We start from the raw sequence: 26,030 nt of genomic DNA, 5'->3' as shown, positions 1-26,030 counted from the left end.
TCACTTATTGGCGTATTCAAGATACATCTTCTTCAGCTCATGGACTGCCCTGCTGAGCGAATAATTGGCCTTCGCCCGCTCACAGGCAGAACGGGCAAGCTCATATCTGTACATGGGATCGGCAATCACCCCGGCAAGCGCCTCCGCCAAGGCCACAGGGTCATTCGGTGGAACGAGCAGGCCGTTGACTCCGTTCTCAATCTGCTCGGCGATACCGCCCACCTCCGTACCGACGAGGGCAAGACAGCTGAGCGCCGCTTCCGCGAATACCGAACCGAATGCCTCCGCCCGGGAAGGCAGGACAAAAATATCGAAAAAAGGCATAAATTCTTCCGGGTGGAGCGTGTAGCCGTAAAAAATCGTTTCATTGTAGATGCCTAGCTGCTGTGCCATCTCCTCAAGCTCAGTTCGAATCGGACCGTCTCCAATAATATGAAGCACGTATTCAACCCCTTGCTTCTTCAATTCCGCACATGCCCGCAGCAGCACATCGAGCCCCTTGGCAGGGACGAGACGGCATACCGTAATCAACTGGGCGACCTCGTTTTCATGCGGGATCGGCTTAAATCTCCGTTCATCATAGCCGTTCGGAAGAACTCTGATATCTTCATGGCGATCCACATAAGCAGCCATATACCCGCAGAACGATTTGGAAACCGTCATCAGTTGGTCCGTACAATATTCAAGCTCCCGGTACATGGATATCAGAAATTGATGCTCAGGTCCTCCTTCTGCAATTTTGCCATTGAGGATCAGCTCACGTTCGTAGGAGGAGTGAAGCGTCTGAATCAACGGAGTATCGGGAAAGACAGTCCTCATAGCCAGACCGGCAATGGGGTGATGCGCATGAATCAGGTCAAACGGTTTATGAATGCGCAGCCGGGTCCACCATAGATAGTCGCGGTAGGTCTGGATATATTTCTGTACGACCGGGCTCTCACCGTATTGAGTCCAATCAAAGGTGTGGAACTTGATTTCTTCCTTCCCCTTGTTGCGAATTCGTTTCGGCAGCGAGAACAATTCCATCTCCCAGCGCGGTGAGGTGAACCGTTCCTGCAAATAAGGAATCATCGACGATACGCCCCCCGGCTGTTCCGGAGGGAAAAACAATGCCTGCAGCAGTCTCATATGTGTTGCTTCCCCTTTCAAGCACGACCGTACTGCACGATAGTGATCATCAGCATGCAGTTGAATGATTTGTATGATATATTGATTTCTGATGAACTGAAAAGGCCACCTTCAACAGATCGTATGGAATGGATTGCCTTGCCTTGTGCAGTGCGAACATCTCTGTATATTATATTCCTTACAGTCTCACGATGTCAGAGGGCGGCGAGCGGAAATAAATGATCTTCTCATATTATCGCATGTGCCGCCACACACAGCAAAGCGTAACTGTTTATGCAATTTTAGCACTAAAGGAGCCTCATCATATGGACAAGCCAACGTTGCCATCAGCATACACCGAACAAATCGCCGGCCTGCTCGGATCAGAAACCCGGGCATTTCTGGAGTCCTACAGCCAGCACAAAGTACAAGGGCTCCGCATCAATCCGCTGAAAGCCACCCCGGAGCTGCGGGAAACGATCATCAGCGAGTGGAATCTGAAAGCTGTTCCGTGGTGCTTCGAAGGCTATTATTATGAAGAACCTCACCGTCCTGGCAAGCATCCCTGCCATGCAGCCGGGCTTTATTACATCCAGGAGCCGTCGGCCATGTCAGCGGTGGAGCTCCTTGATCCCCGTCCCGGTGAAACTGTTCTGGATATGGCTGCCGCCCCTGGTGGCAAAACAACACATATCGCCTCCAAATTAAGGGGACATGGGCTGCTCGTATCCAATGAAATCCATGCCGGAAGAGCGAAGATACTGGCTGAGAACGTCGAGCGTATGGGTCTGAGCAATGCGATTGTAACCAACAGTACGCCTGCGGGACTGTCCGAGCGCTTTCCCGCTTGCTTCGACAGAATCATGCTTGACGCCCCCTGCTCGGGTGAAGGCATGTTCCGGAAGGACCCGGAAGCCGTCCGCGAATGGAGCCCTGAACTCGTCGCCATGTGCGCCTCAAGACAGCAGGACATTCTCCGGGATGCATATAAGCTGCTGAAGCCAGGCGGCTGGCTCGCCTACTCGACGTGCACGTTTAATAAAACGGAAAACGAAGAGGTCATGGCCTGGTTTGTATCCGAATTCCCGGATATGAGCCTGGTGCGGGCCGAACGCATCTGGCCCCATCTACAGCGGGGGGAAGGGCATTTCGTCGCCCTGCTTCGCAAGGACGACACTGAAACGAATGAAACAGCCCGCACTAAGGACACCACCAAAGCCAAAAACAGCCGCAAGCGACCGTCCAGAGAGCTGGACAGTGCCTGGGCAGGCTTCAATGCCTGGCAGAAAGCCGATCTTCCGGGATACACTTCTGGGCCGGGAAGGCCACTTTTATTCGGCGAATCCCTCTACTGGCTGCCTGAAAACGGCGGATTCGCCATTCGGGACGAACATTTGACCGGATTAAAGCTGCCCCGGGCAGGGCTTCATCTGGGGGAATGGAAGAAAAACCGCTTTGAGCCTGCCCATGCGCTGGCCATGGCTTCCAGGCCCGATGAAGCTCGCGGTGTATTCAACGCTCCTGCGGAATCGGAGGAAATCCGGTCATTCCTGCGCGGGGAGACGCTGGCAGTGGATGCTGCGCTTAAAGGCTGGGTGCTTGTTACGGCAGAGGGGCTTCCATTGGGCTGGGGCAAAGCAAGCTCAGGCCAATTAAAGAACCATCTTCCCAAAGGACTGCGCCAGCTTCATTAAAACATCAGCCTCCATCTGTGGAAATCGCAGCATGGAGGCTGTTTAATTTTGTAAGGGTTCCCTTCAGCTTAAGCAATATTTGATGAGGGCATGTCTCACACCCTGTTCATTATTGGATAAAGTGACCTCATCAGCCGCAAGCTTCACTTCTTCAGGAGAATTGGCCATGGCAATGCCTTTGCCAGCATAAGTCAGCATGCTGAGATCATTGTAATAGTTGCCGATCGCCATAATAGCGTCGGGTGTTATTCCCCGCCGCAGCGCCAGTTGATGCAGTGCTTCTCCCTTGGATGCCTGCTTGTGCATCAGATCGATAAAAAAGTCTCCACTGCGCAGCATATTAAACGGCTGCTCCCAACTGCTCCAATCCCGGTATATCTCGTCCAGCCGCTCCATGGAGCCAAACGCCGTAAACTTGACGAGCGGTTCCGACCAATCAGCCCATCGCGGCAGTTGCAGCGGCTCCATCAGAAACGCCTCATACATGCTCCGTACTTCCAGCTTCAGTCCCTCAAGCTGATCCACATACAATCCAAATGCCGTATTGACGTCAAAATGAACTCCGTTTTCCTTGCAGTAGCTTATGTATGGTTCCAGACTGCGTGTATCCATTTGGTATTGGAGCACGATCTCCCGGGTTGTCGCATCCACTATAGCCGCTCCGTTATGAGAAATGACATATCCAGTCAGACCCATGCGTTCCATGAGCGGAATGGCTCCAAACGGAGCGCGTCCCGTACAAAGTACGATTTCCGCGCCCTGGGCAGCAACCTCACGGATCGTATCCACTGTTTCAGGGGCAAGCTCATGCTGATCATCAAGTAGCGTGCCGTCGACGTCAAGCGCAATTAGTCCGTAACTCATCCATATCCCATCCTTATCTGTTTAATCAGCAATCCCTTTAGTGTCCTTCCGGCATCTCCCGGTTCAGCGAAGCGAGCTCCTCTGCACTCAGCTCACGGTACGCACCAAGAGGAAGCCCCGGATCAAGGCGCAGAGGGCCCATTTCCGTTCTTTTTAAATACAGCACTTTTTTGCCGACAGCTTCAAACATCCGCTTCACCTGGTGGAACTTGCCCTCATGGATAACAAGCGAGATATAAGAAAGCGGGCCATCCTCCGTTTGTGTTTTGGACAAAAGCGTCAGCCGGGCAGGCAGTGTTACATACCCGTCATCCAGCTCAACCCCCTCCGCGAAACGGGCTGCATCCTCTTCCCCAACGTCCCCCGCTACTGTTGCCTCATAGGTTTTGGGGACATGATGGCGCGGGGAAAGCAGCTCATGGGCGAGCTTGCCGTCATTCGTCAGAAGCAGCAGCCCCTCGGTATCCTTGTCCAGCCTGCCTACCGGAAAAGGCTCAAAATGGCGCTCTTCCTCATCCAGAAGATCAAGGACCGTCCGCTCACGCGCATCCTCCGTCGCGGATATCACCCCTGGAGGCTTGTGCAGCATGAGGTAAATGTACCGTTTATAGCTGACCGCCTCCCCGTTTACCTCAATCCGGTCCCGATAAGGATGAACCTGCATGCCGCTGTCTTTGGCAACCGTGCCGTTAACGGTGATGCTGCCCTGCTTGACCTGTCTTTTAATATCGCTGCGGGAACCGAAGCCCATGTGGGTGAGCAGCTTGTCCAGGCGCTGTGTCTGTTTGCCCTGCCCCTTCATACGGAAGTCCACCTCCATCCTGCCGGATATTCATTTTTCAGCATGCCGTCCTGCCATTTCCCCCATCCTGAAGCATATCCGTCAATACAGATCAAAGCGTAGCCCTTTGTGGAAGCTCCTTCGGTAAGCATAACTCTGTCTTCTTCCAGCGGCAGCGTTTCGCCTTTAAGATAGCGGACAGCCTCCGGACGGCTCCCGTCCAGCATAATGGACCTGACAGCGTCATTTCTATGCAGTGCCGTTGCCAGCGGATGAGAGGGAGCAAAGCGCCCGTTTTTGACCGTGCCCACGAACCAACCCGGCCGGACCACCTTCAGGCCGTTCAGCATATCCGGATTCAGCGGCGATTGGTAGACACGGTCTCCGTATACAACGGTGCGGCCCGGAAGCTGCAGCTTGAGCTGCCCTGCGGCAAATGCAGCCAAAGCCTCTGCAGCGGTCTGCTCTGTCCCCGCCTTGCCGCTGCGGCGGCCCTCCCCGGTTTGCCCGCGGCCGCTCTTGTGCCGCTGCGCTTTGGCTCGGCCGCGTGTACCCGCCTCTTCCCCCGCTGATCGCTCAGATATAGGCAGCGTTCTGGCGGAAGCTGTCTCCTCCACGGCATCCCCTTCCCATTGCAGCACGGCTGCAAAATGGCCTTCTCCTTCAATCCGGTGCGGCCACAGTCTACCGGTCCCTGCTAACTGCTCAATATCGGGATAACGCTCCTGGGACGGAATCCATTCCGGCCGCCCCGGGGAAAAACCGGGCCTACCAGTTAACGGCACCACACGGAATCCAGGATTTGTATTCAGAAATTCCGCGATCATCTCCTCGTTCTCCTCCGGTGCAAACGTACAGGTCGAATAAACGATGACACCACCCGGAGCGAGCAGACGTGAAGCGATACGCAGGATATCCCTTTGCATCACCGTACATTTCTCGACCGAATGGGTCTCCCACTGACTCGCCATGTTCTCGTCCTTTCGGAACATGCCTTCACCGGAGCAGGGAGCGTCAATCAGCACCTTGTTAAAATAATGCGGAAAAGCTTCCGCAATCCGATCCGGGGATTCATTCAGCACCACCGCGTTGCGTACTCCGTAGAGCTCGATATTTTTGGCCAAAGCCTTGGTGCGCTCTGCATGAATATCATTGGTGACGAGAACGCCGCTCCCCTGAAGCTTGGCCGCAATTTGTGTCGATTTCCCTCCCGGTGCGGCGCACAGGTCCAGAACCCGGTCCCCGGGCTGAATACCAAGCAGCTCCACGGGAGCCATGGCACTCGGTTCCTGGATGTAATACAGGCCCGCATGGTAATAAGGGTGCAGCCCTGGCTTGGACCCGTAAGGAACATAGAAGCCTGTCGGACACCAGGGAATAGGCCGCAGCTCAAAAGGTGATATTCTCACAAATTCCTCTACTGATATTTTCAGTGTATTCACGCGTATTCCCGTATGGGGCACCGTATCATAGGCCGCCATAAAAGCCGCAAATTCTGTCCCCAGCAGCCTGCGCATTCTCTCTACAAAAAGTGCCGGAAGTTGTACAGCCATGTCATCTGATCATCCTGTTCTGTTGAAAATCATTCGCTCTTCATTTTATCAGCGCTCTATATTTTAACACAAATGACGGACGGGTTATCCTGTACGCTGAAAAAAGCATGTCAGGTTTTATGTATTCCCCCTTGTTTCACTACACGCTGTAATGCTGTATAATGATAGACAGTCGCCATACTATTTATACTTTGATAGGAGAGATTATTTTGAAAGCAAACAACAAAAAACTTATTCCGATTATCGGCTTCTTTGTCGTACTGGCCGTGCTGATCGGTGTTCTGATTGCCATTAATGCAGGCAACCGGAGCGAGCTGTACAACAAATCTGTTTCCACCCTCGACCCTGCTACCCGAGAGCAGCTGAATGACCCTAACTATCAGCAAATCATTCTGCCGGATGCTCTTCAGCAAAAGATCAACAACAAGGAAAGCTTTTTCGTCTACTTTTTCGCTTCCGACTGTCCTCACTGCCGGGTTACCACTCCTCAGCTTATGCCGCTGGCAGACCAGGAAGGCATCACTCTGCACCAATTCAATCTGAAGGAATTCGAAGAGGGCTGGAACCAATACCATATCGAATTCACACCTACCCTGGTCTACTATGAAAATGGCGTGGAAAAGGAAAGAATCGTGGGCGGTCTGAGCGAAACGGCCGGAGACAACGGCAACACACTGGACCAGTACAAGAGCTTATTTGAAAAATACAAAACAAACGCCTCCTGACGTCTGACTCCTGATAGAACTCATAGAAAGATAAAGCAAAGGAACCTCCAGTATCACCATTGTGCATTGAAGGTTCTTTTGCTTTATTCATTCCGACCAGAGTCCTCTTTCCGACGGCTAGCAAGAATGATCTCCCTTTCCTTATGCTTGGCTCCCCTCTGCGGTTTAACCTGCTGCGGGATGTTGGGGAAGATCCGGGCTGATGCCTGATCCACTTCCCGCTGCAGCTTCGGGGCGGTGATGCGGATCGTCAGGTCATAGAAGCCGAAAGGAGTCTGTTCATAGGCTGCCAGCAGCTCCGTGTAATGAGCCGTCTCGCTCACCAAACGGCCCATATCAATCCCGAGAGCCGCCTCCTCCGCAGCCTTCAGCTTCTGCAGCGCGCTTTCCAGCATCATCCTTGCCCCGCGCACGTTACCGTTGCGGAAATGAAACAGGCCGACTGCAAGCTGGAGTAAGCCTTTATACAGCGGATTCCGTCCGGTTTCCAGCCACAGCTCCTCCAGCACCTCATGACACTCGAAATAATCGCGGTCCCGGTTAAAATATACGAGGTACGCTATATAAAGCGGTGGATAGTTAACCGCCATGCTCAAACTTCATCCCTGTCCTCATCCGTTTTGGAGCTGTCGAGCAGCCTCTTGATCTCGTCCAGCAGCTCCTTGATACCTTCCATATCCTGTCGTTCCCACAGCTCGTTAAACCGGTTCTGGGCTTCGATCGCTTCGTTCACTTTATGGTAAAAATAGAGCTTGTGCACTGCAGTTAATGTCTTGGATACGATGTTGGATTGGTCCTCAAATGTTTTTTGCGCGTCCAAAATTTCCAGACGGATCCCGGACATTTCATTATCGAGCACAGAGGCCGCCTCCGCCGCTTTTTTAAGCCGCTCTTTGATAACCTCCGGCAGGCTCTCCCGGTATTTATAACTCAGGGAATGCTCAATGGTTGCCCAGAAATTCATCGCCAAGGTCCGGATTTGAATCTCGGCAAGCACAATTTTCTGACCGAGGGCCGTTTGCACCGGGTACTCCACGATCATATGGAAGCTGCGGTACCCGCTTTCTTTAAAATTGGTGATATAGTCCTTCTCGTATAAAACGGTTAAGTCCTTCCGCCTCCGGATATACTCGGCCACACGGCGGATATCTTCAACAAACTGGCACATAATGCGGATACCGGCGATATCTTCAATCCCCGTTTCCAATTGGTCCATCGGAACTGAAAGCCGTTTTGCTTTATCCAGAATGCTGGATATTTTTTTAATACGACCGGTAACAAACTCGATCGGCGCGTATTCCTCGCGTTTTTTCAGTTCCGCACGCATCGTTTTGAATTTGACCTTTAGCTCTTCAACTGTCTGTTCGTATGGAAGCAAAAATGTTCCCCAATCTCTTCCATCCATATCATCGCGCCTCCTGTCCGTTCATCTGCTTACCGATGGTCAGCGCCCACCGCCTCGCTGATGTGTTTAAAGCCGTCCTGCCGCAGCAGCTCGCGTAAGCCGGCATGAATTCTTCTGTTAACACCCGGTCCCTCATAGATAAGAGCAGTATATATTTCAACCAGACTGGCTCCGGCCCTGATTTTGTCGTAAGCATCACGGCTGTCGAAGATGCCGCCCACCCCGATAATCGGTAGTTTTCCGCCCGTTTGGCGGTAAACGCTGCGGATCACCTCTGTCGACCGCTCACGCAGGGGCTTTCCGCTTAGGCCGCCGGTTTCTCTGGCATTATCATGTGTCAGCCCGTCGCGCGAAATCGTCGTATTGGTGGCGATAATGCCGTCCACGCCACTGGCTGCGATCACTTCTGTCATATATTCAAGCTCCGCGTCCGTTACATCAGGGGCAATTTTGACCAGAACTGCTTTGGACTGCCCCGATTTTGCCGCCTGAGCCCCCATTTCCGCCTTGACCGCAGCGAGCAGCTCTTTCAGTTCACTCCCATGCTGCAGCTTGCGAAGATCAGGCGTATTCGGGGAGCTGATATTCACCACAAACAAATCCGCATACGGGTATAAAGCGGCTATACACTTCTCATAATCCGTATAAGCCTCCTCATTGGGTGTCACCTTATTCTTGCCTATATTCACGGCGACCGGGATCACTCTGTTCTTCAAGGAAGCCAATCGTTCCGCCATTTCCGCTGTCCCTTTATTGTTAAAGCCCATCCGGTTGACCAGCGCCTCATCGGGCGGAAGCCTGAACAGGCGGGGCTGCTCATTCCCAGGCTGGGCGAGCGGCGTAACGGTCCCGACTTCAATAAATCCAAAACCGATGGCAGAGAAGCCGCCCACCGCTTCTGCATTTTTATCTAGCCCCGCAGCCAGCCCGACCGGGGTCGGGAAATGCAGTCCAAATAAATCCACAGCCAGATCGGCTGTTTCCCGCACACCATACATGCCGCGCAGCAAGCCAGTCCCGCCGGGTATCCCGGCCGCCTGCTTCATGCCGTCGATCACGATATGATGCGCTTTTTCAGGGTCCATTTTAAAAAACACAGGTTTGGCAAAATTGCGGTACAACACTCCATCCACTCCGTTCTCTACCGTCTCCGCTTCAGCGGCGTCTCTACTGACTACTCTGAAATAGTTTAGCTTTTTCTTCCCGAAAAAGAAAGTAATAAGGATCACTATTATGAGACAGGCAGGAGAGTGAAAGCGCCTTAGCGAATCCATTGCAAAGGAAGTGCAAATGATATTTCAAGAAGGAGTGATTTCCATGTCAGTCAAAAGAAAACCACCTGCCCTACAACAGAAAAAGGAAGAGGTAAATAAAAAAGCTATTGCCTGGACTGCCGGCAGTCTGGTTCTTCTGCTTTTGCTTATCGTGGTCGTCATTGTGCTGGCCAATGCTGGCAATCAATGAAGCCAGTGGTAGATTTTGCGCGGATTGGTCTGCTCGTTGACCTGCTCGCTTGTGAAACGGACACCAGGGACAAGCACCTGATCAGGCAGACCGCCTGACTGGATCGTAACCTTGGTGCCTGAAGGCACGAGGGCGAACAGTTCTTCGACGTCCTCCTTGCTCATACGGACACATCCCAGGGACTCATCCTTGCCGATGCTGTCCGGCTCATTCGTTCCATGGATGGCATAGTTGGTATCGGACAGCTGCATGCCGCGGCTGCCGAAATCTCCATCCGGTTTGCCGTTCGGATTCACAACCTTATCTGAAATCTCAAAGCTGCCTTCGGGGGTTCTGTTTCCGCCAAGCCCCACTTTATAGTTGCGGATCATGACGTTCCCGCTTACAACAGCAAGACGGTGGTTGGATGTGTCCACGATGATCCGCAGCGGCTCAGTGAAATAGGGGGCTCCGTCCAATGAGGAGGCAAGCGCCGTCCCTTGGGCGGATGGCTGATTCTCTGTCAAAGCCTCCCCACCCTTAGAGCCGGCGAAGCGTTTTTTTAACAACGGAAAAGCCGGCTTCATGCCCTCTGATATCCCGTCCATCACATTGTCGGGAAATGCCCCTGTCAGGTCGTTCAGACGGTCCGGAAGCTTGCCGTATCGTTTGCGGTAGGCAACGAGCGAGCTGTTAAGCACAGCCAGTTCAACCTGTCCGGAAGTCCAGGCCGCTGCTTTCGCTTTGACGCTTGAGACGTCCTCAGGCTGGCAGCGACATTGCGCAGGATCAAGGGACTGCACCAGCACCTTGCCACTGCCTTCTTTGTCCAGCCGGTATACAGCTTTAAGCTGCTCACCCCACAACAGCCAGTCCCCTTCCTTCTCCATTCCAAGAATGGCAGTGCTCGCAGGAAGATTGACTTGGCGGCCGAGGAGAGAGCCCAGCTTCACAGACATCGGTCCCGGGCTGCCGTCTGCCGCTGTAAATTTGATATCCGGTTTGGCGCTGCCCGCTGCCGGACTCCCCTCTTCCCGCAATCCCTGCTCTTCAGCACCTTCCATGCGGGCTAAAGTTTGCTCGCTTTCAGGCTCAGTGCTTGCCGTTCCGGTCCCTGGTGAAATCTTCCCGGGCGCATGAGCCGGCGGCATCAAAATCAGCAGCAGAAAAAGACTGCTGACCAGCAGCTTGCGAAGGCGGGTGTTTCTTTTCTCCTTCGCACGGGCGATCTCCACAAGCTTGTTCTGGTATTCCTCCCACACGTCCTGGGGAATCTGTTTTTTCTCGAACGCTTCGAACACTTCTCCCGCTTTATTGAAGCAATAGTTTGCTTTACCTTCCTGTCCGCTGTTCTGATATTCCTTGCCGAGCAAATACCAGCCCATTTTATTGTCCGGATGCATTTTTACATAAGTTTTAAGATGTGATGTATCGCTCACGGAAACCCCCGGTTGTATTAGTCATGCAAACCCATCTATGTATATTTTTCGGCTTGAGTTGTTATGCTTTATATAGGTCAGTAAGAAAAATGACATCTCCCACCGCCATTACGGTAAAAGATGCCATTTTCAATGTTACGGCAGTGCTGATATAAATTAATTTTTGTTAAAAGGCTCATCCGCGATCTTGATCGAATCCGTCGGGCACCCGTCGCAAGCATCCTGCATATCATCGTACAAGTCTTCGCCAATCGCTATAATGCCGCGGTTGTTATCCCCTTCAAAGATGACTTCGGCAAGACCTTCATCATCATAATCATAAATGTCAGGTGCTGTTGCGCCACAGGCGCCGCAAGCGATGCACGTATCCTTCTCAACCCAAGTATATTTAGCCATAGTATTCTCTTCCTCCTATACAATAAAACCAACCTGTCTTATTTCCATCTATAGAAACATATTAATACAAAAATATTGTGAATACAAATGATTTTAACCACACGGAACGTCTATTTTTAGTCCAAGGCCGGCAAATTATCCTTTTGCAGCGAGGTTCCCCGCAGCTTGCTGTTGCGAATCAGGACGGATGGATCATCTCCCAGCATGCCTGCTGTCAGCACCGCATTTTCGCCAAATTTATCACGCAGCGCATCCATCGCTTTGATCAGGCTTTCTTTTTTGGGCTGCTTCTCATAATCAAACAGATCCAGTTGCACTGCCGCCTCTTCCTTAGGTACAAGCTGCTGCAGCGTAATGCCGAGCAGTCTGACCGGCTTTTCCTGAGTCCAGTGACGACGGTAAAGCTCACATGCTTCCTTATATATTACTTCGGCATCCTCTGTCGGATGGTTAAGCATGTGGGAACGGGTAAATGTCCGCATCTCAGGTGTTCTGATCGTAATCTGCAGTCCTCCTGCCAGCATGTTCTGCCGCCGCAGCCTTCGCGCCACCTGATCGCTGATATTCAGAAGTATTCGCCGAACGTCCTCCGGCTTATTCACGTCCTGCGGAAGAGTTGTGGTATGCCCGATGGACTTGTTCGGCTCTCTCTCCGTCCGGACAGGAGATTGACTGATACCGTTGGCTGCAAGCTTCATCCATGAGCCGTTGACCCCAAAATGCTCAATCAGCAGCTGCTCTTCTGCCTGAGCCAGCTGACCTATTGTCCGGATGTTAAGCTGCACCAGCTTGGCGGCCGTTTTGCGGCCGATTCCGAATAACTGGGCACAAGGAAGCGGCCATAATACCTTCGGTACGTCACGCAGCCTGAGAATCGAGATCCCGTTCGGTTTTTTCATGTCAGAGCCCATCTTCGCCAGCAATTTATTGGGCGCGATTCCGATAGAGCATGGCAGGGACAGCTCTTCGGCAATACGCCCCTGAATCGCTTCGGCGATTTCAACAGGGGTTCCGAACTGCTTGGAGCCGGTAATGTCCAGGTAGCATTCATCTATGGATGTAGCCTCAAGCATGGGCGTATAGGAATAAGCGATTTGCATAAAGTCTCTGGAATACTGCCTGTAAAGATGAAAGTTCGGCTGAATGATGATCAGGGACGGACAGATGCGGAGCGCCTGATTTACAACCATGCCTGTCGATATGCCCAGTTTGCGGGCTTCGTAAGAGCAGGTGACGATAACTCCTTTGCGCAGCTCGCTGCTTCCCGCAACGGCGGTCGGGCGTCCTTTATATTTATGCGGCTCTTCGGCGGCATGTACCGAGCAGTAAAATGCGTTCATGTCGACATGAAGAATGACACGGCCATCCGCCGGATAATAGTCACTGACCTTTTTCACTTGCAACCCTTCTTACTCTAAGTGTATTTTATAATCGCCGGGATGATCCGAAAAATCGCAGTAGTTCTAATTTTACATCAGCCCCATGCAAATTTCATGCCCTGGAACACCCTCCCACCGTAAAATCTCTTATAGTAGGTTACACTTCGCGCAATTAATTGCTATAATCATATAAATTATAGATCTTCATTACACAAACGCTTTACTGTAATTTATTCCAATCCAAAATTCGCTTATGAGACGCATTCCAAAAGGAGGATCTTCATGTCAAAGACCATCTCCATCTTTGATACTACCTTGCGAGACGGAACCCAGGGAGAAGGCATCAGCCTGTCTGCGGACGATAAATTGAAAATTGCCAAAAAGCTGGATGATCTTGGTGTTCATTATATTGAAGGCGGCATTCCCGGCAGCAACAGCAAGGACATCGAATTTTTCAAAAGAGTTCAGCAGCTTGGCCTGAGCGCCAAAATCACGGCATTCGGCAGTACCCGCCGTAAAGACAGCGTTGCAGAGCAAGATGTCAATTTACAGCGGATTCTTCAATCCGGAGCGCATGCAGCTACGCTGGTTGGCAAGTCATGGGATTTTCACGTGCATACCGCGCTGCAGACAACGCTGGAAGAGAATCTCGCCATGATCTATGACTCTATTGCCTTTCTCAAGCGAAACGGCATGGAAGTGATCTTTGACGCCGAACACTTTTTTGACGGCTACAAGCATAATCCCGAATACGCGGTTGCAGTCATGAAAAAAGCCCAGGAAGCGGGTGCGGACTGGCTTGTTATGTGTGATACGAACGGCGGCTCCATGCCACATGAGATTTATGAAATTGTAACGAGCCTCGGCCAAGCCGTTGAATCGGCCCGTCTCGGCATCCACACTCATAATGACTGCGAATTGGCGGTTGCGAATGCGCTCACTGCCGTCCAGGCCGGGGCAAGACAGGTTCAGGGCACCATGAACGGGTACGGTGAACGGTGCGGCAACGCCAACCTTTGCTCCGTCATCCCGAACCTGCAGCTCAAGCTGGGTTATGAATGCATTGCAGGAGAGCAAATGAAGCAGCTTACAAACTCCGCCCGCTATATCAGCGAAGTTGCCAATGTCAATATGCCTGTGAACCAGCCCTATGTCGGCAATGCTGCTTTTGCTCATAAGGGAGGCATTCACGTTTCCGCTATTATGCGTGACTCCCGCACGTATGAGCATATTGCTCCGGAGGAGGTCGGCAACAAGCAGCGTGTCCTCGTATCCGAGCTGGCCGGGCAGAGCAATGTGCTGTCCAAAGCGCAGGACATCGGCATCCATCTGGATCCGAGCAGCGCGGAGGCCCGCTCCGTCATCGACAAGATCAAGGATCTGGAGCATCAGGGCTATCAGTTCGAAGGAGCTGATGCGTCGCTGGAGCTGCTCATCCGTGAGGCCAACGGTGAAATGAAGGAGCTATTTACTTTTGAGTCCTTCAAGGTGCTGGTTGAGAAATCCGCCGACAGGTCCGTCGTATCGGAAGCGTTTGTCAAGCTGAATGTGGCAGGCAGCAGTGTATATACGGCCGCGGAAGGGAACGGACCGGTTAATGCGCTTGACAATGCTCTTCGTAAAGCGTTGGCTCAATACTTCCCTGCTCTGCGGGATATGCACCTGTCAGACTATAAAGTACGTGTGCTGGACGAAAAAGACGCTACTGCGGCGAAGGTCCGGGTTTTGATCGAATCAAGAAATTACGAAAATACGTGGAATACGGTGGGTGTATCCGGCAACGTGATCGAAGCAAGCTGGGAGGCGCTGGTGGACAGCTTCCGCCATGCCCTGCTCTCCGAGAACATCGAGCTTCCTCCTTCCGGAGCGGCCGCTTCTTCCAACGGGATTGTCAATCATTAGTATATATTTCAGCTGTAGCTCCGGGTTCAATGCACAAGGTCCCGGAGCTTTTTCACTTCGTATCCAGTTCCTCTGTCAACTTGCGGATTTTCTCCTCCAGCTCTGTTTTACTGTACACACCCAACAGCACCTCACGTACCTTTCCATTTTCGTCAATAAGCACACTGGTAGGAAAAGCAGCTCCCCGATAGACGTCAAATACTTCTCCTGATTTGTCCAGCAGGATCGGATAGGCTAATCCCAGAGATTTTGCAAATTTCCTTACATCTTCCTGGCGATCATATTTCGTGACATTGATGCCGTATACATCAAGCTTTGTTCTGTATTTGGCTGATAGCTCATTGAGCAGTGGCGCCTCGATTCTGCAGGGATCGCACCATGAAGCCCAGAAGTTGAGCAGCTGTATTTTGCCATTTCCCTCGCCTACCGTATAGGTTCTGCCATCCAGGCCCTTCAAACTGCTAACAGGCGCTGTTGCCCCCTCCTGTGCCATAACAGGAGCCGTCTCCGCTGCTGCCGGGTCATCGGCGAAGACAGGTGTCAGGTTAGTTGATGTGATTCCCGTGAAAGCTGCCCCAATGCTCAAGCCTGCCATCAAAATAGTTTTGATTTTTGTATACATCATGACCTCCATGTTTTTTTAATACATTCTCCCCTATTACCACATTTTTATAGCCTGGCTTCGATCTTTTCATCCCTGCATGATCTGCACCCAGACGGGTTACATTACTGACGACAGAAAGTGAAAGGACTGGTACCATGAACGGCACAAGAGGCAGAAGCAGATGGATGCCAGAGGGAAGACAGCTTCGCAGCAGGCACAAAGAGGAAAATACAAAAAAATCATCGAATGGTGGAGGAAAGTGGGGCGAATATACGGCCCTTGCCAGCGTTCCTCTCGTTCTGGTGCTGGGCAACTCGATGATCGTACCGATTTTGCCTGAGCTGCAAAGCAAGCTGCACATCAGCCAATTTCAAAGCAGCCTCGTCATAAGTCTGTTTTCCATTGCCGCAGGAGTCATCATCCCTGTTTCCGGTTATTTATCCGACCGTTTTTCCCGTAAAAGCGTCCTCATTCCAAGTCTTATTGTGTATGGCAGCGCGGGCATTCTTGCAGGCATGGGAGCGGTTTGGAATTCCTACACGGTGCTTATTATCGGACGGGTTATACAGGGAATTGGAGCAGCGGGCACTTCAGCCATTGCTATGGCACTGGTGGGGGACATGTATAAAGAAGGAACCGAATCCCAGGCTCTCGGCTTAATCGAAGCCGCCAATGCTGGCGGTAAAGTAATAAGCCCGATTCTGGGTTCGCTGCTTGCTTTAATAATCTGGTATGCCTCCTTTTTTGCATTTCCGGTTTTTTGCCTGCTTTCCCTTCTGGCCGTCATTTTTCTGATACATGAGCCGAAGAATAAACGCGAGCCAGTTCCCATCGGCAAATATGTTCATAATATAGTCAGCGTGATCAAGGAAAAAGGAAGATGGCTGCTAAGCTCTTTTTTTACAGGAGCTGTAGGGTTATTCATTTTATTCGGCATTCTGTTTTATTTATCCGATACGTTAGAAGAACCTCCTTATAATATCGACGGAGTGGTAAAGGGGCTGGTCTTGGCCATCCCGTTGCTTGGCATGGTGGCCACCTCATTTATAACGGGTTCAAAAATAAAGAAAAACGGCATCCTCATCCGCAGATTGATCATTATCGGACTGCTGACGATGGCTGTCTCACAGGCTGCCGCCATTTTTACCGGCCGGAACATTTATTTCTTAATCGGACTGTTGACATTAAGCAGTATCGGAACCGGTCTGCTTTTGCCATGTCTGAATACGATGATCACCGGTTCGGTCGAAAAAAGCCAGCGCGGGATGATTACCTCCCTGTATAACAGCCTGCGCTTTTTCGGTGTGGCCTTTGGCCCCCCGCTCTTCGGCTGGCTGATGGGGATATCCCATGCGGCTGTATTCGGCAGCGTTGCATTGCTGTCTCTGCTCACCTTTTTTCTGGCCTTCAAGCTGATCAAGCCTTCGGAAACGGTTCAGTAATCCTCTTGCAGGGATTTCCCTCTCGCATTAGTATTAGAGACACATGATTACAAAATGAAAGAAGCTCCCACCTTGGGAGCTTCTTGTTTAAGGGAGCAAATATACTATTGGTTCATTCATCCGTACATATTCCTTCCGTTCTGCTGGAACGCCTTGAGCGATATGTCCGCTCCTGCCTGCCGCAGGAAGCCTGCGGAGCACTGCTTGGGCACACAGAGGGGGAGTATATCCACATTTCACAATTTACCGCCATTCCTAACATCGCGGCCGATCCGTTGCATCATTTTGAGTTTGACGGACCAAACTGGGTAACCTGTGTGATGCGGGAGAAAGCTTTAATCGGCATATTTCATTCTCATCCCGCATCCCCCCCTGTTCCATCAGAGGAAGATTTGCGGCAGCTGCAGCTGTTTGGCCCCGGACTGACGGTTTATTTGATCACAGGGAGCGACCATTCAACCGGAGGAGTTTCCACCGCATCTTATGTGGTTATCTCCGATGCAGTGTATCCATCATCGATATCACTGAAGCCGGTGCCTTTAAGCGTGACTTAGATGGTTATACAAATCCGCCAGATTGGTGACGCCGCGTTTCATAATTTCCGTCATGTAGCAGACCCATAATTTCGCGGTCATCTTCGCGTCTTCGAGCGCATGGTGCCGGCCTACTACAGGTATGTCTTTAGATTGAAGCAAATCATCCAGAGTATAGCTGCCGTGCGGGTTCAGCCATCTGGCCAGCATCATCGTATCGATCACCCGGTGGGTCAGCTGAACCTTGGATGTTTTCCAAAGCGCGGCATTCAGAAAAGCTTTATCATGAGAGCTTGCATGAGCGACAAGCACCCTACCGCCGACAAAGGACATAAAGTCATGCAAACCGTCGATCAAAGCCGGAGCATCATCGCTCATTTCCTGGGTAATACCCGTCAATTCTGATATATGCCCAGGAACCGGTATGTTCGGTTTAACCAGTGTATAGAACTGCTCCTTTTCCATAATCGTGTCACCCACTACACGCACAGCACCAAAGGACAATATTTCATCCCCATGCTGTGGCGAAAAGCCGGTGGTTTCCAGATCAAACACCACGGTCTCTAGCTTTTCCAATGGGGTCCGCATGGCTTCCGACCGGCGCTGCTCACGGGCAAGTGAGCGGATGAATGCCATTTGCTGCGCGGTCGGGGTTCCCAACACGGAAGCAATCGCTGACGGCATACCACCCTGGCGGAGCACACTCCAGAATCCGCTGCCACCCCTAACCGGCTCTTTCATAATTTTCTCCTTTCCATGAAGCGAAGCTGCCTCTGCAGCGCCCTGTGCACTCTTCTGACGACAGTGAGGCTTTCCCGGAGCTCATACCATAGCTCACGCTGCTTCAGTTGTTGAACAGGCATATAACCGCTGCTGACCAGGAACCCCTCCTCTTCCTCACAAGGCGTGCTATTTCGAAAATGGAGTGCGATTAGAAAGGCTCGCTGACAGGAATCCAATAGCGGAAAGGGGGCTGCTTCGAGCGAAGCCAGTTTTTTCAGCCGTCTTAAAGTCGATGTTTCTGTTATGCCATTTTGCAGTGCCATGAACCGGACAGAGTTCACTAGCGGAATATAGCAGCCATACTTGATATCGAAATCCCCGGCATGCTCACCGAAGCGTTCGGTGACGATTTGTCCCAGAATATTCAGTGTCGCTTTATGTTTGACTGTATTCCGCAGAACTGCTCCCGCAAGCCCGGGATCCCTGCGAAACACGGCGCTGAAGAACTCCTTCCACTGTCTGGACAAGCCTTCATCTCCCGCGATATGCCTCATATCAGAGGCGATAATCAAATGCCGGATTGAATCCCAGCTGTAATCGGAGCTCCACTCCTCGAGTTGTTTCTTCCATGCTGCGGCCTCCTGCCGCCATAATGGCTCCGAGCACATGACCTTTCCTTCACATTTACGATAACCGAGCCACTCAAGCATATCCGAAAGACGTGATCCGAAGGACGAAAAGTAAGCTTCCTTCCCCTCGTCGGCTTCATCACTGATGATCATTCCGTTATCCTGATCGCTCCAGGGCGTGGATTCCGAGCGCCCCATACTCCCGAAAGCTATAAAGGCATAAGGGACGGGAGGAGGGCCGAAGCCATCCTCAACCATCCCTTGTTCACATAACTGTACAGCTTTCACGGAAATTGCATCATGCATCTCATTGACCTGCTTGAGCCAAGCCTCCGTCGAGGCTTCCGCCCGTATTTCCAGCAGGCGATGCTGGGTATCCATCCTTGCCTTTCGCAGGCGATCAGGCGAATCGGCGTTATGAATCGCCTCAAATGATATTTTGCACGCTTCTATGTGCTGCGATTCCATACCGCCAGCCTCCCTCGCTCGACCCAACCGTCATCATTAGTTCAATGTACGCTTCTCAGCATCCGCAAGCAGCTTCATTTGCTCCGGGTAACCGTATGTGCCATGTTCGCTCATATCCAGACCCATCGTTTCCTCTTCTTCGGTAACACGGATGCCCATTACAGCTTTCATCGCACCGAGAATAATGAAGGAGATGACCAGAACGAATGCAAATGTGCCTACCAGGCCGAGCAGCTGTACACCCAACTGTCCGAAGCCTCCGCCATAAGCCAGGCCCGGTTTGCCTACACCTGTGATTTCCACCAATTCAGGTTTGGCAAAGATACCTGTGGAAACCGCACCCCACATCCCTGCAACACCATGCACGGAGAATGCGTAGATGGGATCGTCAATGCGTCTGCGCTCCAGCCATTGGGCAGTGAAGAAAGTGATAATACCTGCAACCGCACCGATAATAACAGCCGCCCAAGGAGCAACAAATGCACAAGAGCCTGTAATCGCGACGAGAGCCGCCAGCACACCGTTCAGCATGCTCGGAATATCTGCTTTGCCAAATACCATCCAGGATACAGCCAGGGCGAAGACGGCGCCTGCTGCAGCCGCAATGTTGGTTGTCAGCGCCACATAACCGAAGAAACCGTCGTTCATGGCAGAAACCGCGCTACCCGGGTTAAATCCGAACCATCCGAACCAGAGGATAATTACACCAAGAATGGAATACACCTGGTTGTGACCAGGAATCACATTTGGCTTGCCATCCTTGTTGTATTTGCCGAGACGCGGCTTCAGCAAAATGGTAGCTACCAGCGCAGCCGTCGCGCCCGTCAAGTGAACTACCGTCGAGCCAGCGTAATCCTGCATGCCAAGCTGAGCGAGCCAGCCGCCGCCCCATACCCAGTGAGCGACAACAGGATAAATAACGATGGAGAACAAAATGCCGAAAACAATATATACGCTCAGTTTAGCGCGTTCAGCCATACCGCCGCAAGCGATGGCCAGCGAAATAGCGGCAAAAGCAAAGTGGAACAGGAACATGATCGTTACTGGAACATCGTAAGCTGACAAGGAAGCAAAAGAAGGCGCCGCATCGGTGCCGCTTACGAAGAAACCCGTAAGTCCCATAAAACCGTTGCCGTTATCATTGCCGAACCCCAGACCGAAGCCCAGCGCCCAAAACGCCAGAGCGGAAACACCAAGCGTCAATACCGTTCTTCCCGCTACGTGACCGGCGTTCTTCATTCTTGTTGATCCCGCCTCAAGCAAAGCAAATCCGGCTTGCATGAAAAATACGAGAATAAACGCAAGGAAGGTGAACGCAGAGTTCAGGCCAGCCTGAAGTTGAACGTTGGTAGGTCCCTCCTCCGCTGCAAACGCTCCGACCGGAAAAGCCAGAATGGTCAGCAGGGCAAGCAGTGGAATTAACCATTTTTTCTTCATCAAGAACACTCCCCTTAATGTCACTTATCTTTACACAATATGAAATCGTTAATGTCATTATAAGCAGAAGATAAGAAAGTTGACAAGAGAATTTTTCGAAAGAATGAAAAAGGCAAAAAAGCGTGACGTTTGACTGTACGGTTGCGGATCATGTATCATTAAATAATAGCACTGAAGCCACTGCTTGTGGGGCCAATGATTTATCAGGAATCGCGAGGTGAGCGCAATGGGGATATGAAGCTGTACCGGATCGGTGAGCTTGCCAAAGCTGCCGGGGTAAGTGAACGGACGATCGATTATTATACGAAGATGGGACTTATTGCTCCCGAAGAACGTTCTTTGAAAAATTATCGCCTTTACAGTAATGAAACCTTGAACAGGCTTGAACGTATTAATCAGATGAAACAAGAGAAATATAGCCTGGAAGAGATCAAGCAATCGCTTGAGAAGTGGAGTGGGCTGTCCAGCGAGGAACAGGTAACCGACAAGCTTACGACTCTTGAGATGCACATGCAGCGCCTGGAGCGGGAAGTGAATGAGCTGCAGCCCCTACTGAAGCAGTTAAAGCCGGTTCAGGCCCGCAAGGTGCTTACAGGTCTGCTGCCGCAAAGCGCAGCCTGCATAGAGGCGCTGAAGTATTTGCTTGAGCACAGTATGTAGTTTCTCTTGTCCAATTCTATTTTTTTATTTTGGAGGTAATTGAAAATGAGCGGCATGTATCTGTTGGTGATCATTGCCTTTATCTTTTCGTTGTGGGCGCAGTTTCGTGTCTCCGGCACGTTCAAGCGCTGGGCCAAGGAGCGCAACCAGCGCGGTATGACAGGTTACGACGCAGCCCGGCATATGCTGGATTCCAACGGGCTGCACGATGTTCCGATTGAACCGGTGAGAGGCACGCTCTCTGACCACTATGACCCGATCAATCGGGTTGTCCGTCTATCGGAGCCTGTATATTACGAGAGCTCCATCTCGGCCATCTCCGTTGCCTGTCACGAGGTGGGTCACGCTATTCAGCATAAGGAGCATTATCCGTTCCTGACGATGCGGCACCGCATTTTCCCGGTCGTGAACATCGCTTCCGGCATCGCGCCATTCCTGCTGATTGCCGGCATGTTGTTCAGTTCTTTTAATCTGATCGGTCTCGGGATCATCTTCTTTTCCGCTACCGTAGCTTTTCAGTTGATCACGCTTCCGGTTGAATTCAACGCTTCCAACCGTGCACGTGAAATTATGGTCTCGGAAGGTTATATCCGCAATGATGAGGAGCGCGGCGTAGCCAAAGTGCTCAACGCAGCGGCACTGACCTATGTTGCTGCCGCACTGGTCTCCCTGCTCGAGCTGATTCGTCTTATCGGGATCTTCAACAACCGCGAATAACGTGTAATCAAAAAAACAAAATGAATGGCGCCCTGAGCTTCGGCTCAAGGGCGCCATTCATTTTGTTTTACTTTCAAGAAATATCAGGTTTGCAGACAGCTTCAGTATTCTGCTGCAATCCAAAATAATTCAGCAAAAATGTCCGGAATGATTGCGCCACTAACGGGAGCTTGCCATCTGTCCGGTGAATCAGGCCGATGGTGCGGGTGACCTTCGGCTCCGATATTTTCACTTTGGCCGGCTCTAAGCGGTTCGTTTGAAACAATGCCATTTCAGGCAGCAGACTGACCCCCATACCTGCAGCCACCAGCCCCCGGATCGTATCCGTCTCCTCACCTTCAAACGATACATGAGGCGTAAACCCTGCCTGAATGCACGCATCCCACACGATGGGCCGCAGCGAATATCCACTTCCGAATAAAATAAACTTCTCATCCTTCAGTTGCTCCAGCCGGATGCTCTTCTCCCCTGCAAGCGGATGATTCGGAGGCAATATGGCCTGAAGCTCTTCCGTTAGCACAATATCGCCGCCGATTTGTTCATGACTGTGCGGAAAAGGCGATACAAACGCCAGATCAATCTCACCTGACAGCACATCCCGAATAAGTGTTGGATACATCCCCTGTTTAAACCGGAATTTCACTTTGGGATAGCGGTTGCGAAACTCTGCCACAACGGAAGGAATTAAATGAATGCCCAGACTGTGCGGAAATCCGATCCGGATTTCGCCATTTTCCGGATCCAGAAACTCATGGACCTCCATTACAGCCCGCTCAAGATCCTTCATAATGCCTTCTACCCGTTTGCAGAAGAGCTGTCCGACCGGCGTAAGCTGCAAGTTGCGGCCTTTTTGCATAAACAAATGGACGCCCAGCTCCTCTTCCAGCTGATGAATCTGTCTGCTTACTGCGGACTGGGCTACATGAAGCTCTTCTGCGGCTTGCGTTACATGTTCTTTTTGAGCTACTTTTACAAAATACTGCAGCTGTCTTAGTTCCACTTCACTTTATCGCTCCATTTCTGTTTGCCTATTACGGTAAGGCTGATCAGGCCTGTGTGCGGCGCTTGAACAGGCGGATCATGAGGCCATAGATAAAGAATCCGCTGATCAAGCCGCCAAAGTGCGCCATCCAATTGATGTTCGCCATGGCCAGTGAGAAGATTACACCGAGGATCAGCAGCGAATACAACGTTTTTCGCGATGCCTCGTCCATCATATGACGCTGGAACAAGGCGATGTATAAAAACGCGCCATATATCCCGTAGATGGCTCCGGAAGCCCCGATGGAAACGGTAACTTGCCTCATTGAGGTGAAGTAGGCATCCGACATGATGTTCCCCACAATGCCTGTACACAAATACAAAACAAGGTAGCGCACAGAGCCGAGCAGCCTTTCCAAAGGCGGCGCAAACACCAGGATGGCAAAGGAGTTGAATAACAGATGGCTGAATCCCCCATGCAGAAAGATGGAGGTCACATAGCGCCAGTACTGTGTATCGTATATCCCCACATTCAATTGGGCCCCCAGCTCGACCAGCACGTTTGTGGTAAATCCCCCCTTGAGGATCACCAGCCCTGCCATAATCAGATTGGCCAACAAAATAAGACAGGTTACGGGATAATAACGAATGTAATTGTTCCAGCTTTCATGTCTTAAAAAAATCAAAATATGGCCCCTCTCTGCATTACCGTTTTCTAACAAGTGGACATCATCTTTCACAAAAGATTATAATGGATTTTGGCACCAATCACCAATGTTATAAGGAGGAAATACATATGACCCAGGAACGTACCGGAGTAGCAACCTTCAAAGGCAATCCGATTACCCTCATCGGACCGGAATTAAAGGCCGGCGATAAGGCTCCTGATTTTACGCTGAATAAAAATCTGCTCGAAGAGGCTTCACTAAAGGATTTTGCCGGCAAAATCAAACTTGTCAGTGTAGTGCCTTCTCTGGACACCGGAGTTTGTGACGCGCAAACCCGGCGCTTCAACGAAGCAGCAGCAGGCCTTGGAGATCAGATTGTCGTGCTCACCGTCAGCGTGGACCTGCCGTTTGCCCAGGCACGTTGGTGCGGAGCTGCCGGAGTTGACCGTGTCATTACCCTGTCGGATTATAAACATCACTCCTTCGGCGAAGCCTACGGTGTATTTATCAAGGAGCTTCACCTGGACATGCGTTCCATCTTTGTCATTGATGCAGATGATAACATCGCTTATGTAGAGTATTTGACAGAAATGGCCAACCATCCTGATTACGAGAAAGTGATCGAAGCTGTGAAGAAGCTTGTTTAAACCAAAAAAAGCGAGGAAGGCCAGTCCTTCTCTCGCTTGATTTTTTACAGGCACATTCCGCCCTTACTCGCGAATTCTGTAGGCACCCATTTTTTTGTCCAGCACACCATACAACTGCAGGATAATACGATAGTTGGCCCCCAGATCCCCCATGGAGCCCCGTGAAGCAGAGTATATATCGATCGCGCTACGCACCGGAGAAACTGAAAGAATCGAAATGGTAATATCGATAACACGCCCGAAAGCGGTACGCTTCTCCAGCGTAATTTCCCCTACCGAGGATACCTCATGCAGCACCTTGAATCCGGGTATCTTTTTTAATGTCGATGAGACTTCTTCCCATGCCTTATCCTTCGATAAATTATAGTATCGTGTTTTGAGCAGGGGATCCTTCGCCTTGTCACCCGTACCTTCGTGACTGCGGATAATCCCCACAAGCGTCCTTTTCAGCGACAACCTATTTCCTCCTTCACCATCACCGTGCCCTGTGGCATTCTCTGCAGATGCGTAAAGCACTTAATCTATTGCAAACGCTTTAATACATACTGAACGTACGAACCTTATCCTTAGGCAGACGGTATTTTGCTACTAACAGTTTATCATTGTTGCACAACAAAAAACACCCCTGTTTCTTCGTGAAAAGAAAAGAGATGTTTCTCATTGAACAATTGGCCCCGCCGTTGCCGTCCGACCATAGTGTCTTCTGAACCTGCTTCAGCAGGTGGGTGACCGCAGAAACAGCATTTGAAGTCCCCTTGTCGAAAGTGACAGGGCTTTTCAGCCGCTTTCCATGTAGATCTCCCTAGACATCATCATTGGTTCAAAACAACGAATGATCGTAACGTACACAGCAGGAGGTGTTGAAACTTATTATAGACGTTACCACTAAAAAAGTAAATATTGACGAGAAATGTTTTAATTTTTCGTTTCCTCTGCTGCCGCCTCTTTCCCTTCCAGTTCACCGTCCGTCTGCTGCTTCTGCAACTGCTCCTGCATCTTCAGAAAGGTGCCGTAGAAGTTGAAAAAAGCAAACCAGGCGATGATGCAGGGAATGAAGAAAATAAACAGCACAGGATAGCGAATCCCTACATATACAAGCACAGCGCTGCCGAGCAATGTGGAAAACACACGGAATGGCCGGATCAGAGTGAGCAGAATCGCGTTTTTGATAATCTGCCTGCTGCTCATATGATAGTGCGCCACCATGGAAAAGAAATTGAACATCGACACAAACAGGATAATTAGCAAAATCAGCATAATTACGCCGATCATCTGCAGATTCGGAAACTGCGTCATGTACACGGTGTAATCCACATACATTACAATGGTCAGCAGCGTATAGAACAGCCCGCCGATCAGGCTTTGCTTGTAATTTTGTTTAAATCCGGCAAAATAGGTGCGGAATACGGGTATGTCGCTATCCCCCATCACCCATTTCCGCACAACTGTAAACATGGCTGCCGTTGCCGGAAATAAAGTAAGCGGTGCCACAATCGCCATCGCCCAATTCATTTGCAAAGATTCATTGGTCAGCTGCTGGCTCATGACGATCAGCTTCATGATCAAAAAAAACAGAAAGGGCGACGAACAAAGCGCCCACAGCAGGTTTGTGGCGGCAAAGCGAGTAATCCATTCCGTCAGGCGGTAGAGGCCGCCCATGGCTCCCTTGAATTCCAAATTTAGTCTCCCCCTCAGCGGTTGCCCAATCTCATTCGGTTATTATTTATACTATAACTTAATTGGACCCGTTTCCGCCACCCGCACAAGCAAAAAGCCGGAGTGTCACCACTCCGGTCCATCTGCCTGTCTTTTTACCTCTGCTCAGCCAGCGGC

27 protein-coding genes and 1 other RNA gene are annotated in these 26,030 nt (G+C 51.1%); 9 read left to right on the top strand and 19 right to left on the bottom strand.

Annotation, left to right across the window (positions count from 1 at the left end; genetic code table 11):
• A complete protein-coding gene (locus ACE5LO_RS08935; protein ID WP_375519666.1) occupies positions 1-1,128 on the bottom strand; it encodes a glycosyltransferase family 4 protein in 1,128 nt (375 codons plus the stop codon).
• 305 nt (positions 1,129-1,433) lie between these two features.
• Here ACE5LO_RS08935 and ACE5LO_RS08930 point away from each other — a divergent pair, with 305 nt between their 5' ends.
• A complete protein-coding gene (locus ACE5LO_RS08930) occupies positions 1,434-2,801 on the top strand; it encodes an RsmF rRNA methyltransferase first C-terminal domain-containing protein (RefSeq protein WP_375519665.1) in 1,368 nt (455 codons plus the stop codon).
• 63 nt (positions 2,802-2,864) lie between these two features.
• Here ACE5LO_RS08930 and ACE5LO_RS08925 read toward each other — a convergent pair whose 3' ends face one another.
• The 3 genes from ACE5LO_RS08925 to ACE5LO_RS08915 are packed head-to-tail and all read right to left on the bottom strand — an operon-like array spanning position 2,865 to position 5,999.
• A complete protein-coding gene (locus ACE5LO_RS08925; protein ID WP_375519664.1) occupies positions 2,865-3,665 on the bottom strand; it encodes a Cof-type HAD-IIB family hydrolase in 801 nt (266 codons plus the stop codon).
• Positions 3,666-3,702: 37 nt separating this feature from the next.
• Positions 3,703-4,467, bottom strand: a complete 765-nt coding sequence (locus ACE5LO_RS08920; protein ID WP_375519663.1) for a pseudouridine synthase — start codon at positions 4,465-4,467, stop codon at positions 3,703-3,705.
• Positions 4,464-5,999: an RsmB/NOP family class I SAM-dependent RNA methyltransferase gene (locus tag ACE5LO_RS08915; RefSeq protein ID WP_375519662.1), complete on the bottom strand. Its 1,536-nt coding sequence runs from the start codon at positions 5,997-5,999 to the stop codon at positions 4,464-4,466. Before ACE5LO_RS08915 ends, ACE5LO_RS08920 begins: the two co-directional genes overlap by 4 nt.
• A 161-nt stretch (positions 6,000-6,160) precedes the next feature.
• Between ACE5LO_RS08915 and ACE5LO_RS08910 the strand changes: the two genes are divergently transcribed.
• Complete coding sequence (locus ACE5LO_RS08910; RefSeq protein ID WP_375519661.1) at positions 6,161-6,724, top strand: thioredoxin family protein; 564 nt, start codon at positions 6,161-6,163, stop codon at positions 6,722-6,724.
• Between the two features lie 83 nt (positions 6,725-6,807).
• Here the strand turns inward: ACE5LO_RS08910 and ACE5LO_RS08905 are convergent, their stop codons facing one another.
• From ACE5LO_RS08905 to ACE5LO_RS08895, 3 genes are read right to left on the bottom strand one after another with little or no spacing between them, the layout of a single operon-like run.
• Positions 6,808-7,314, bottom strand: a complete 507-nt coding sequence (locus ACE5LO_RS08905) for a DUF309 domain-containing protein (RefSeq protein WP_375519660.1) — start codon at positions 7,312-7,314, stop codon at positions 6,808-6,810.
• Positions 7,315-7,316: 2 nt separating this feature from the next.
• Positions 7,317-8,129, bottom strand: coding sequence for a GTP diphosphokinase (gene yjbM, locus ACE5LO_RS08900; RefSeq protein WP_375519659.1), 813 nt, complete (start codon positions 8,127-8,129; stop codon positions 7,317-7,319).
• A 29-nt stretch (positions 8,130-8,158) separates the two neighbouring features.
• Positions 8,159-9,253: a quinone-dependent dihydroorotate dehydrogenase gene (locus ACE5LO_RS08895; RefSeq protein WP_375519749.1), complete on the bottom strand. Its 1,095-nt coding sequence runs from the start codon at positions 9,251-9,253 to the stop codon at positions 8,159-8,161.
• Positions 9,254-9,446: 193 nt separating this feature from the next.
• On the opposite strand from ACE5LO_RS08895, the gene ACE5LO_RS08890 reads away from it, so the two are divergent.
• A complete protein-coding gene (locus ACE5LO_RS08890) occupies positions 9,447-9,593 on the top strand; it encodes a hypothetical protein (protein WP_375354090.1) in 147 nt (48 codons plus the stop codon).
• Here ACE5LO_RS08890 and ACE5LO_RS08885 read toward each other — a convergent pair.
• The 3 genes from ACE5LO_RS08885 to ACE5LO_RS08875 form a co-directional block, all read right to left on the bottom strand.
• Complete coding sequence (locus ACE5LO_RS08885) at positions 9,587-11,011, bottom strand: L,D-transpeptidase (RefSeq protein WP_375519658.1); 1,425 nt, start codon at positions 11,009-11,011, stop codon at positions 9,587-9,589. The two genes, ACE5LO_RS08890 and ACE5LO_RS08885, sit on opposite strands and share 7 nt — an antisense overlap.
• A gap of 156 nt (positions 11,012-11,167) precedes the next feature.
• Positions 11,168-11,407: a ferredoxin gene (locus tag ACE5LO_RS08880; RefSeq protein WP_375519657.1), complete on the bottom strand. Its 240-nt coding sequence runs from the start codon at positions 11,405-11,407 to the stop codon at positions 11,168-11,170.
• 116 nt (positions 11,408-11,523) lie between these two features.
• On the bottom strand, positions 11,524-12,804 hold the full coding sequence (locus tag ACE5LO_RS08875) for a DNA polymerase IV (protein WP_375519656.1): 1,281 nt from the start codon (positions 12,802-12,804) through the stop codon (positions 11,524-11,526).
• Between the two features lie 264 nt (positions 12,805-13,068).
• Here ACE5LO_RS08875 and cimA point away from each other — a divergent pair, with 264 nt between their 5' ends.
• Complete coding sequence (gene cimA, locus ACE5LO_RS08870; protein ID WP_375519655.1) at positions 13,069-14,688, top strand: citramalate synthase; 1,620 nt, start codon at positions 13,069-13,071, stop codon at positions 14,686-14,688.
• Positions 14,689-14,740: 52 nt separating this feature from the next.
• Here cimA and ACE5LO_RS08865 read toward each other — a convergent pair whose 3' ends face one another.
• A complete protein-coding gene (locus ACE5LO_RS08865; RefSeq protein ID WP_375519654.1) occupies positions 14,741-15,310 on the bottom strand; it encodes a TlpA family protein disulfide reductase in 570 nt (189 codons plus the stop codon).
• Between the two features lie 137 nt (positions 15,311-15,447).
• Here ACE5LO_RS08865 and ACE5LO_RS08860 point away from each other — a divergent pair, with 137 nt between their 5' ends.
• Positions 15,448-16,734 carry an MFS transporter gene (locus tag ACE5LO_RS08860; RefSeq protein ID WP_375519653.1) on the top strand — a complete coding sequence of 429 codons (1,287 nt, stop codon included), beginning with the start codon at positions 15,448-15,450 and terminating at the stop codon, positions 16,732-16,734.
• 107 nt (positions 16,735-16,841) lie between these two features.
• On the top strand, positions 16,842-17,288 hold the full coding sequence (locus ACE5LO_RS08855; RefSeq protein ID WP_375519652.1) for a M67 family metallopeptidase: 447 nt from the start codon (positions 16,842-16,844) through the stop codon (positions 17,286-17,288).
• On the opposite strand, the gene ACE5LO_RS08850 is transcribed toward ACE5LO_RS08855, so the two are convergent.
• Genes ACE5LO_RS08850 through ACE5LO_RS08840 form a run of 3 tightly spaced genes read right to left on the bottom strand, consistent with a single transcriptional unit; the run spans position 17,274 to position 20,524 of the window.
• On the bottom strand, positions 17,274-18,008 hold the full coding sequence (locus ACE5LO_RS08850; protein ID WP_375519651.1) for an exonuclease domain-containing protein: 735 nt from the start codon (positions 18,006-18,008) through the stop codon (positions 17,274-17,276). The genes ACE5LO_RS08855 and ACE5LO_RS08850 overlap by 15 nt on opposite strands.
• Positions 18,005-19,087 carry a DUF294 nucleotidyltransferase-like domain-containing protein gene (locus ACE5LO_RS08845; protein WP_375519650.1) on the bottom strand — a complete coding sequence of 361 codons (1,083 nt, stop codon included), beginning with the start codon at positions 19,085-19,087 and terminating at the stop codon, positions 18,005-18,007. Before ACE5LO_RS08845 ends, ACE5LO_RS08850 begins: the two co-directional genes overlap by 4 nt.
• A gap of 36 nt (positions 19,088-19,123) precedes the next feature.
• Positions 19,124-20,524 (bottom strand): ammonium transporter, encoded by a 1,401-nt coding sequence (locus ACE5LO_RS08840; protein WP_375519649.1) that lies wholly within the window; start codon positions 20,522-20,524, stop codon positions 19,124-19,126.
• A 234-nt stretch (positions 20,525-20,758) separates the two neighbouring features.
• Here ACE5LO_RS08840 and ACE5LO_RS08835 point away from each other — a divergent pair, with 234 nt between their 5' ends.
• Complete coding sequence (locus ACE5LO_RS08835; RefSeq protein WP_375519748.1) at positions 20,759-21,184, top strand: MerR family transcriptional regulator; 426 nt, start codon at positions 20,759-20,761, stop codon at positions 21,182-21,184.
• Positions 21,185-21,229: 45 nt separating this feature from the next.
• Entirely contained in the window at positions 21,230-21,901 is a 672-nt protein-coding gene (locus ACE5LO_RS08830) for a zinc metallopeptidase (RefSeq protein WP_375519648.1), read from the top strand.
• Between the two features lie 73 nt (positions 21,902-21,974).
• Here the strand turns inward: ACE5LO_RS08830 and gltC are convergent, their stop codons facing one another.
• A complete protein-coding gene (gltC, locus tag ACE5LO_RS08825; protein WP_375519647.1) occupies positions 21,975-22,901 on the bottom strand; it encodes a glutamate biosynthesis transcriptional regulator GltC in 927 nt (308 codons plus the stop codon).
• Between the two features lie 46 nt (positions 22,902-22,947).
• The gene (locus tag ACE5LO_RS08820) at positions 22,948-23,568 is read right to left on the bottom strand and encodes a rhomboid family intramembrane serine protease (protein WP_375519646.1); all 621 of its coding nucleotides are present in this window, start codon (positions 23,566-23,568) and stop codon (positions 22,948-22,950) included.
• A 110-nt stretch (positions 23,569-23,678) separates the two neighbouring features.
• Here ACE5LO_RS08820 and tpx point away from each other — a divergent pair, with 110 nt between their 5' ends.
• A complete protein-coding gene (tpx, locus tag ACE5LO_RS08815) occupies positions 23,679-24,197 on the top strand; it encodes a thiol peroxidase (protein ID WP_375519645.1) in 519 nt (172 codons plus the stop codon).
• A gap of 63 nt (positions 24,198-24,260) precedes the next feature.
• Here tpx and ACE5LO_RS08810 read toward each other — a convergent pair whose 3' ends face one another.
• From ACE5LO_RS08810 to ACE5LO_RS08800, 3 genes are all read right to left on the bottom strand, one after another.
• A complete protein-coding gene (locus ACE5LO_RS08810; RefSeq protein ID WP_375519644.1) occupies positions 24,261-24,653 on the bottom strand; it encodes a DUF1499 domain-containing protein in 393 nt (130 codons plus the stop codon).
• 211 nt (positions 24,654-24,864) lie between these two features.
• A non-coding RNA gene (gene ssrS / locus ACE5LO_RS08805) (6S RNA) lies at positions 24,865-25,057 on the bottom strand.
• Positions 25,058-25,112: 55 nt separating this feature from the next.
• A complete protein-coding gene (locus ACE5LO_RS08800; RefSeq protein WP_375519643.1) occupies positions 25,113-25,874 on the bottom strand; it encodes a YesL family protein in 762 nt (253 codons plus the stop codon).
• Positions 25,875-26,030: the final 156 nt, after the last annotated feature.

It is taken from the genome of Paenibacillus medicaginis (assembly GCF_042138635.1).
Taxonomy (GTDB): Bacteria; Bacillota; Bacilli; order Paenibacillales; family Paenibacillaceae; genus Paenibacillus; species Paenibacillus medicaginis.
Note: the sequence above shows the minus strand (reverse complement) of the source record. Positions and strands in the feature narration are given on the sequence as shown.

Bases quoted from the DNA above. Each gene is read 5' to 3' on its own strand.
- ACE5LO_RS08880 (WP_375519657.1), bottom strand. From the start codon at position 11,407: ATGGCTAAATATACTTGGGTTGAGAAGGATACGTGCATCGCTTGCGGC.
- ACE5LO_RS08925 (WP_375519664.1), bottom strand. From the start codon at position 3,665: ATGAGTTACGGACTAATTGCGCTTGACGTCGACGGCACGCTACTTGAT.
- ACE5LO_RS08840 (WP_375519649.1), bottom strand. From the start codon at position 20,524: ATGAAGAAAAAATGGTTAATTCCACTGCTTGCCCTGCTGACCATTCTG.
- ACE5LO_RS08915 (WP_375519662.1), bottom strand. From the start codon at position 5,999: ATGGCTGTACAACTTCCGGCACTTTTTGTAGAGAGAATGCGCAGGCTG.
- ACE5LO_RS08890 (WP_375354090.1), top strand. From the start codon at position 9,447: ATGTCAGTCAAAAGAAAACCACCTGCCCTACAACAGAAAAAGGAAGAG.
- ACE5LO_RS08830 (WP_375519648.1), top strand. From the start codon at position 21,230: ATGAGCGGCATGTATCTGTTGGTGATCATTGCCTTTATCTTTTCGTTG.
- cimA (WP_375519655.1), top strand. From the start codon at position 13,069: ATGTCAAAGACCATCTCCATCTTTGATACTACCTTGCGAGACGGAACC.
- ACE5LO_RS08905 (WP_375519660.1), bottom strand. From the start codon at position 7,314: ATGGCGGTTAACTATCCACCGCTTTATATAGCGTACCTCGTATATTTT.
- ACE5LO_RS08935 (WP_375519666.1), bottom strand. From the start codon at position 1,128: ATGAGACTGCTGCAGGCATTGTTTTTCCCTCCGGAACAGCCGGGGGGC.
- ACE5LO_RS08850 (WP_375519651.1), bottom strand. From the start codon at position 18,008: ATGAAAGAGCCGGTTAGGGGTGGCAGCGGATTCTGGAGTGTGCTCCGC.
- ACE5LO_RS08865 (WP_375519654.1), bottom strand. From the start codon at position 15,310: ATGTATACAAAAATCAAAACTATTTTGATGGCAGGCTTGAGCATTGGG.
- yjbM (WP_375519659.1), bottom strand. From the start codon at position 8,129: ATGGATGGAAGAGATTGGGGAACATTTTTGCTTCCATACGAACAGACA.
- ACE5LO_RS08835 (WP_375519748.1), top strand. From the start codon at position 20,759: ATGAAGCTGTACCGGATCGGTGAGCTTGCCAAAGCTGCCGGGGTAAGT.
- ACE5LO_RS08845 (WP_375519650.1), bottom strand. From the start codon at position 19,087: ATGGAATCGCAGCACATAGAAGCGTGCAAAATATCATTTGAGGCGATT.
- tpx (WP_375519645.1), top strand. From the start codon at position 23,679: ATGACCCAGGAACGTACCGGAGTAGCAACCTTCAAAGGCAATCCGATT.
- ACE5LO_RS08860 (WP_375519653.1), top strand. From the start codon at position 15,448: ATGAACGGCACAAGAGGCAGAAGCAGATGGATGCCAGAGGGAAGACAG.
- ACE5LO_RS08930 (WP_375519665.1), top strand. From the start codon at position 1,434: ATGGACAAGCCAACGTTGCCATCAGCATACACCGAACAAATCGCCGGC.
- ACE5LO_RS08910 (WP_375519661.1), top strand. From the start codon at position 6,161: ATGATAGACAGTCGCCATACTATTTATACTTTGATAGGAGAGATTATT.
- ACE5LO_RS08920 (WP_375519663.1), bottom strand. From the start codon at position 4,467: ATGAAGGGGCAGGGCAAACAGACACAGCGCCTGGACAAGCTGCTCACC.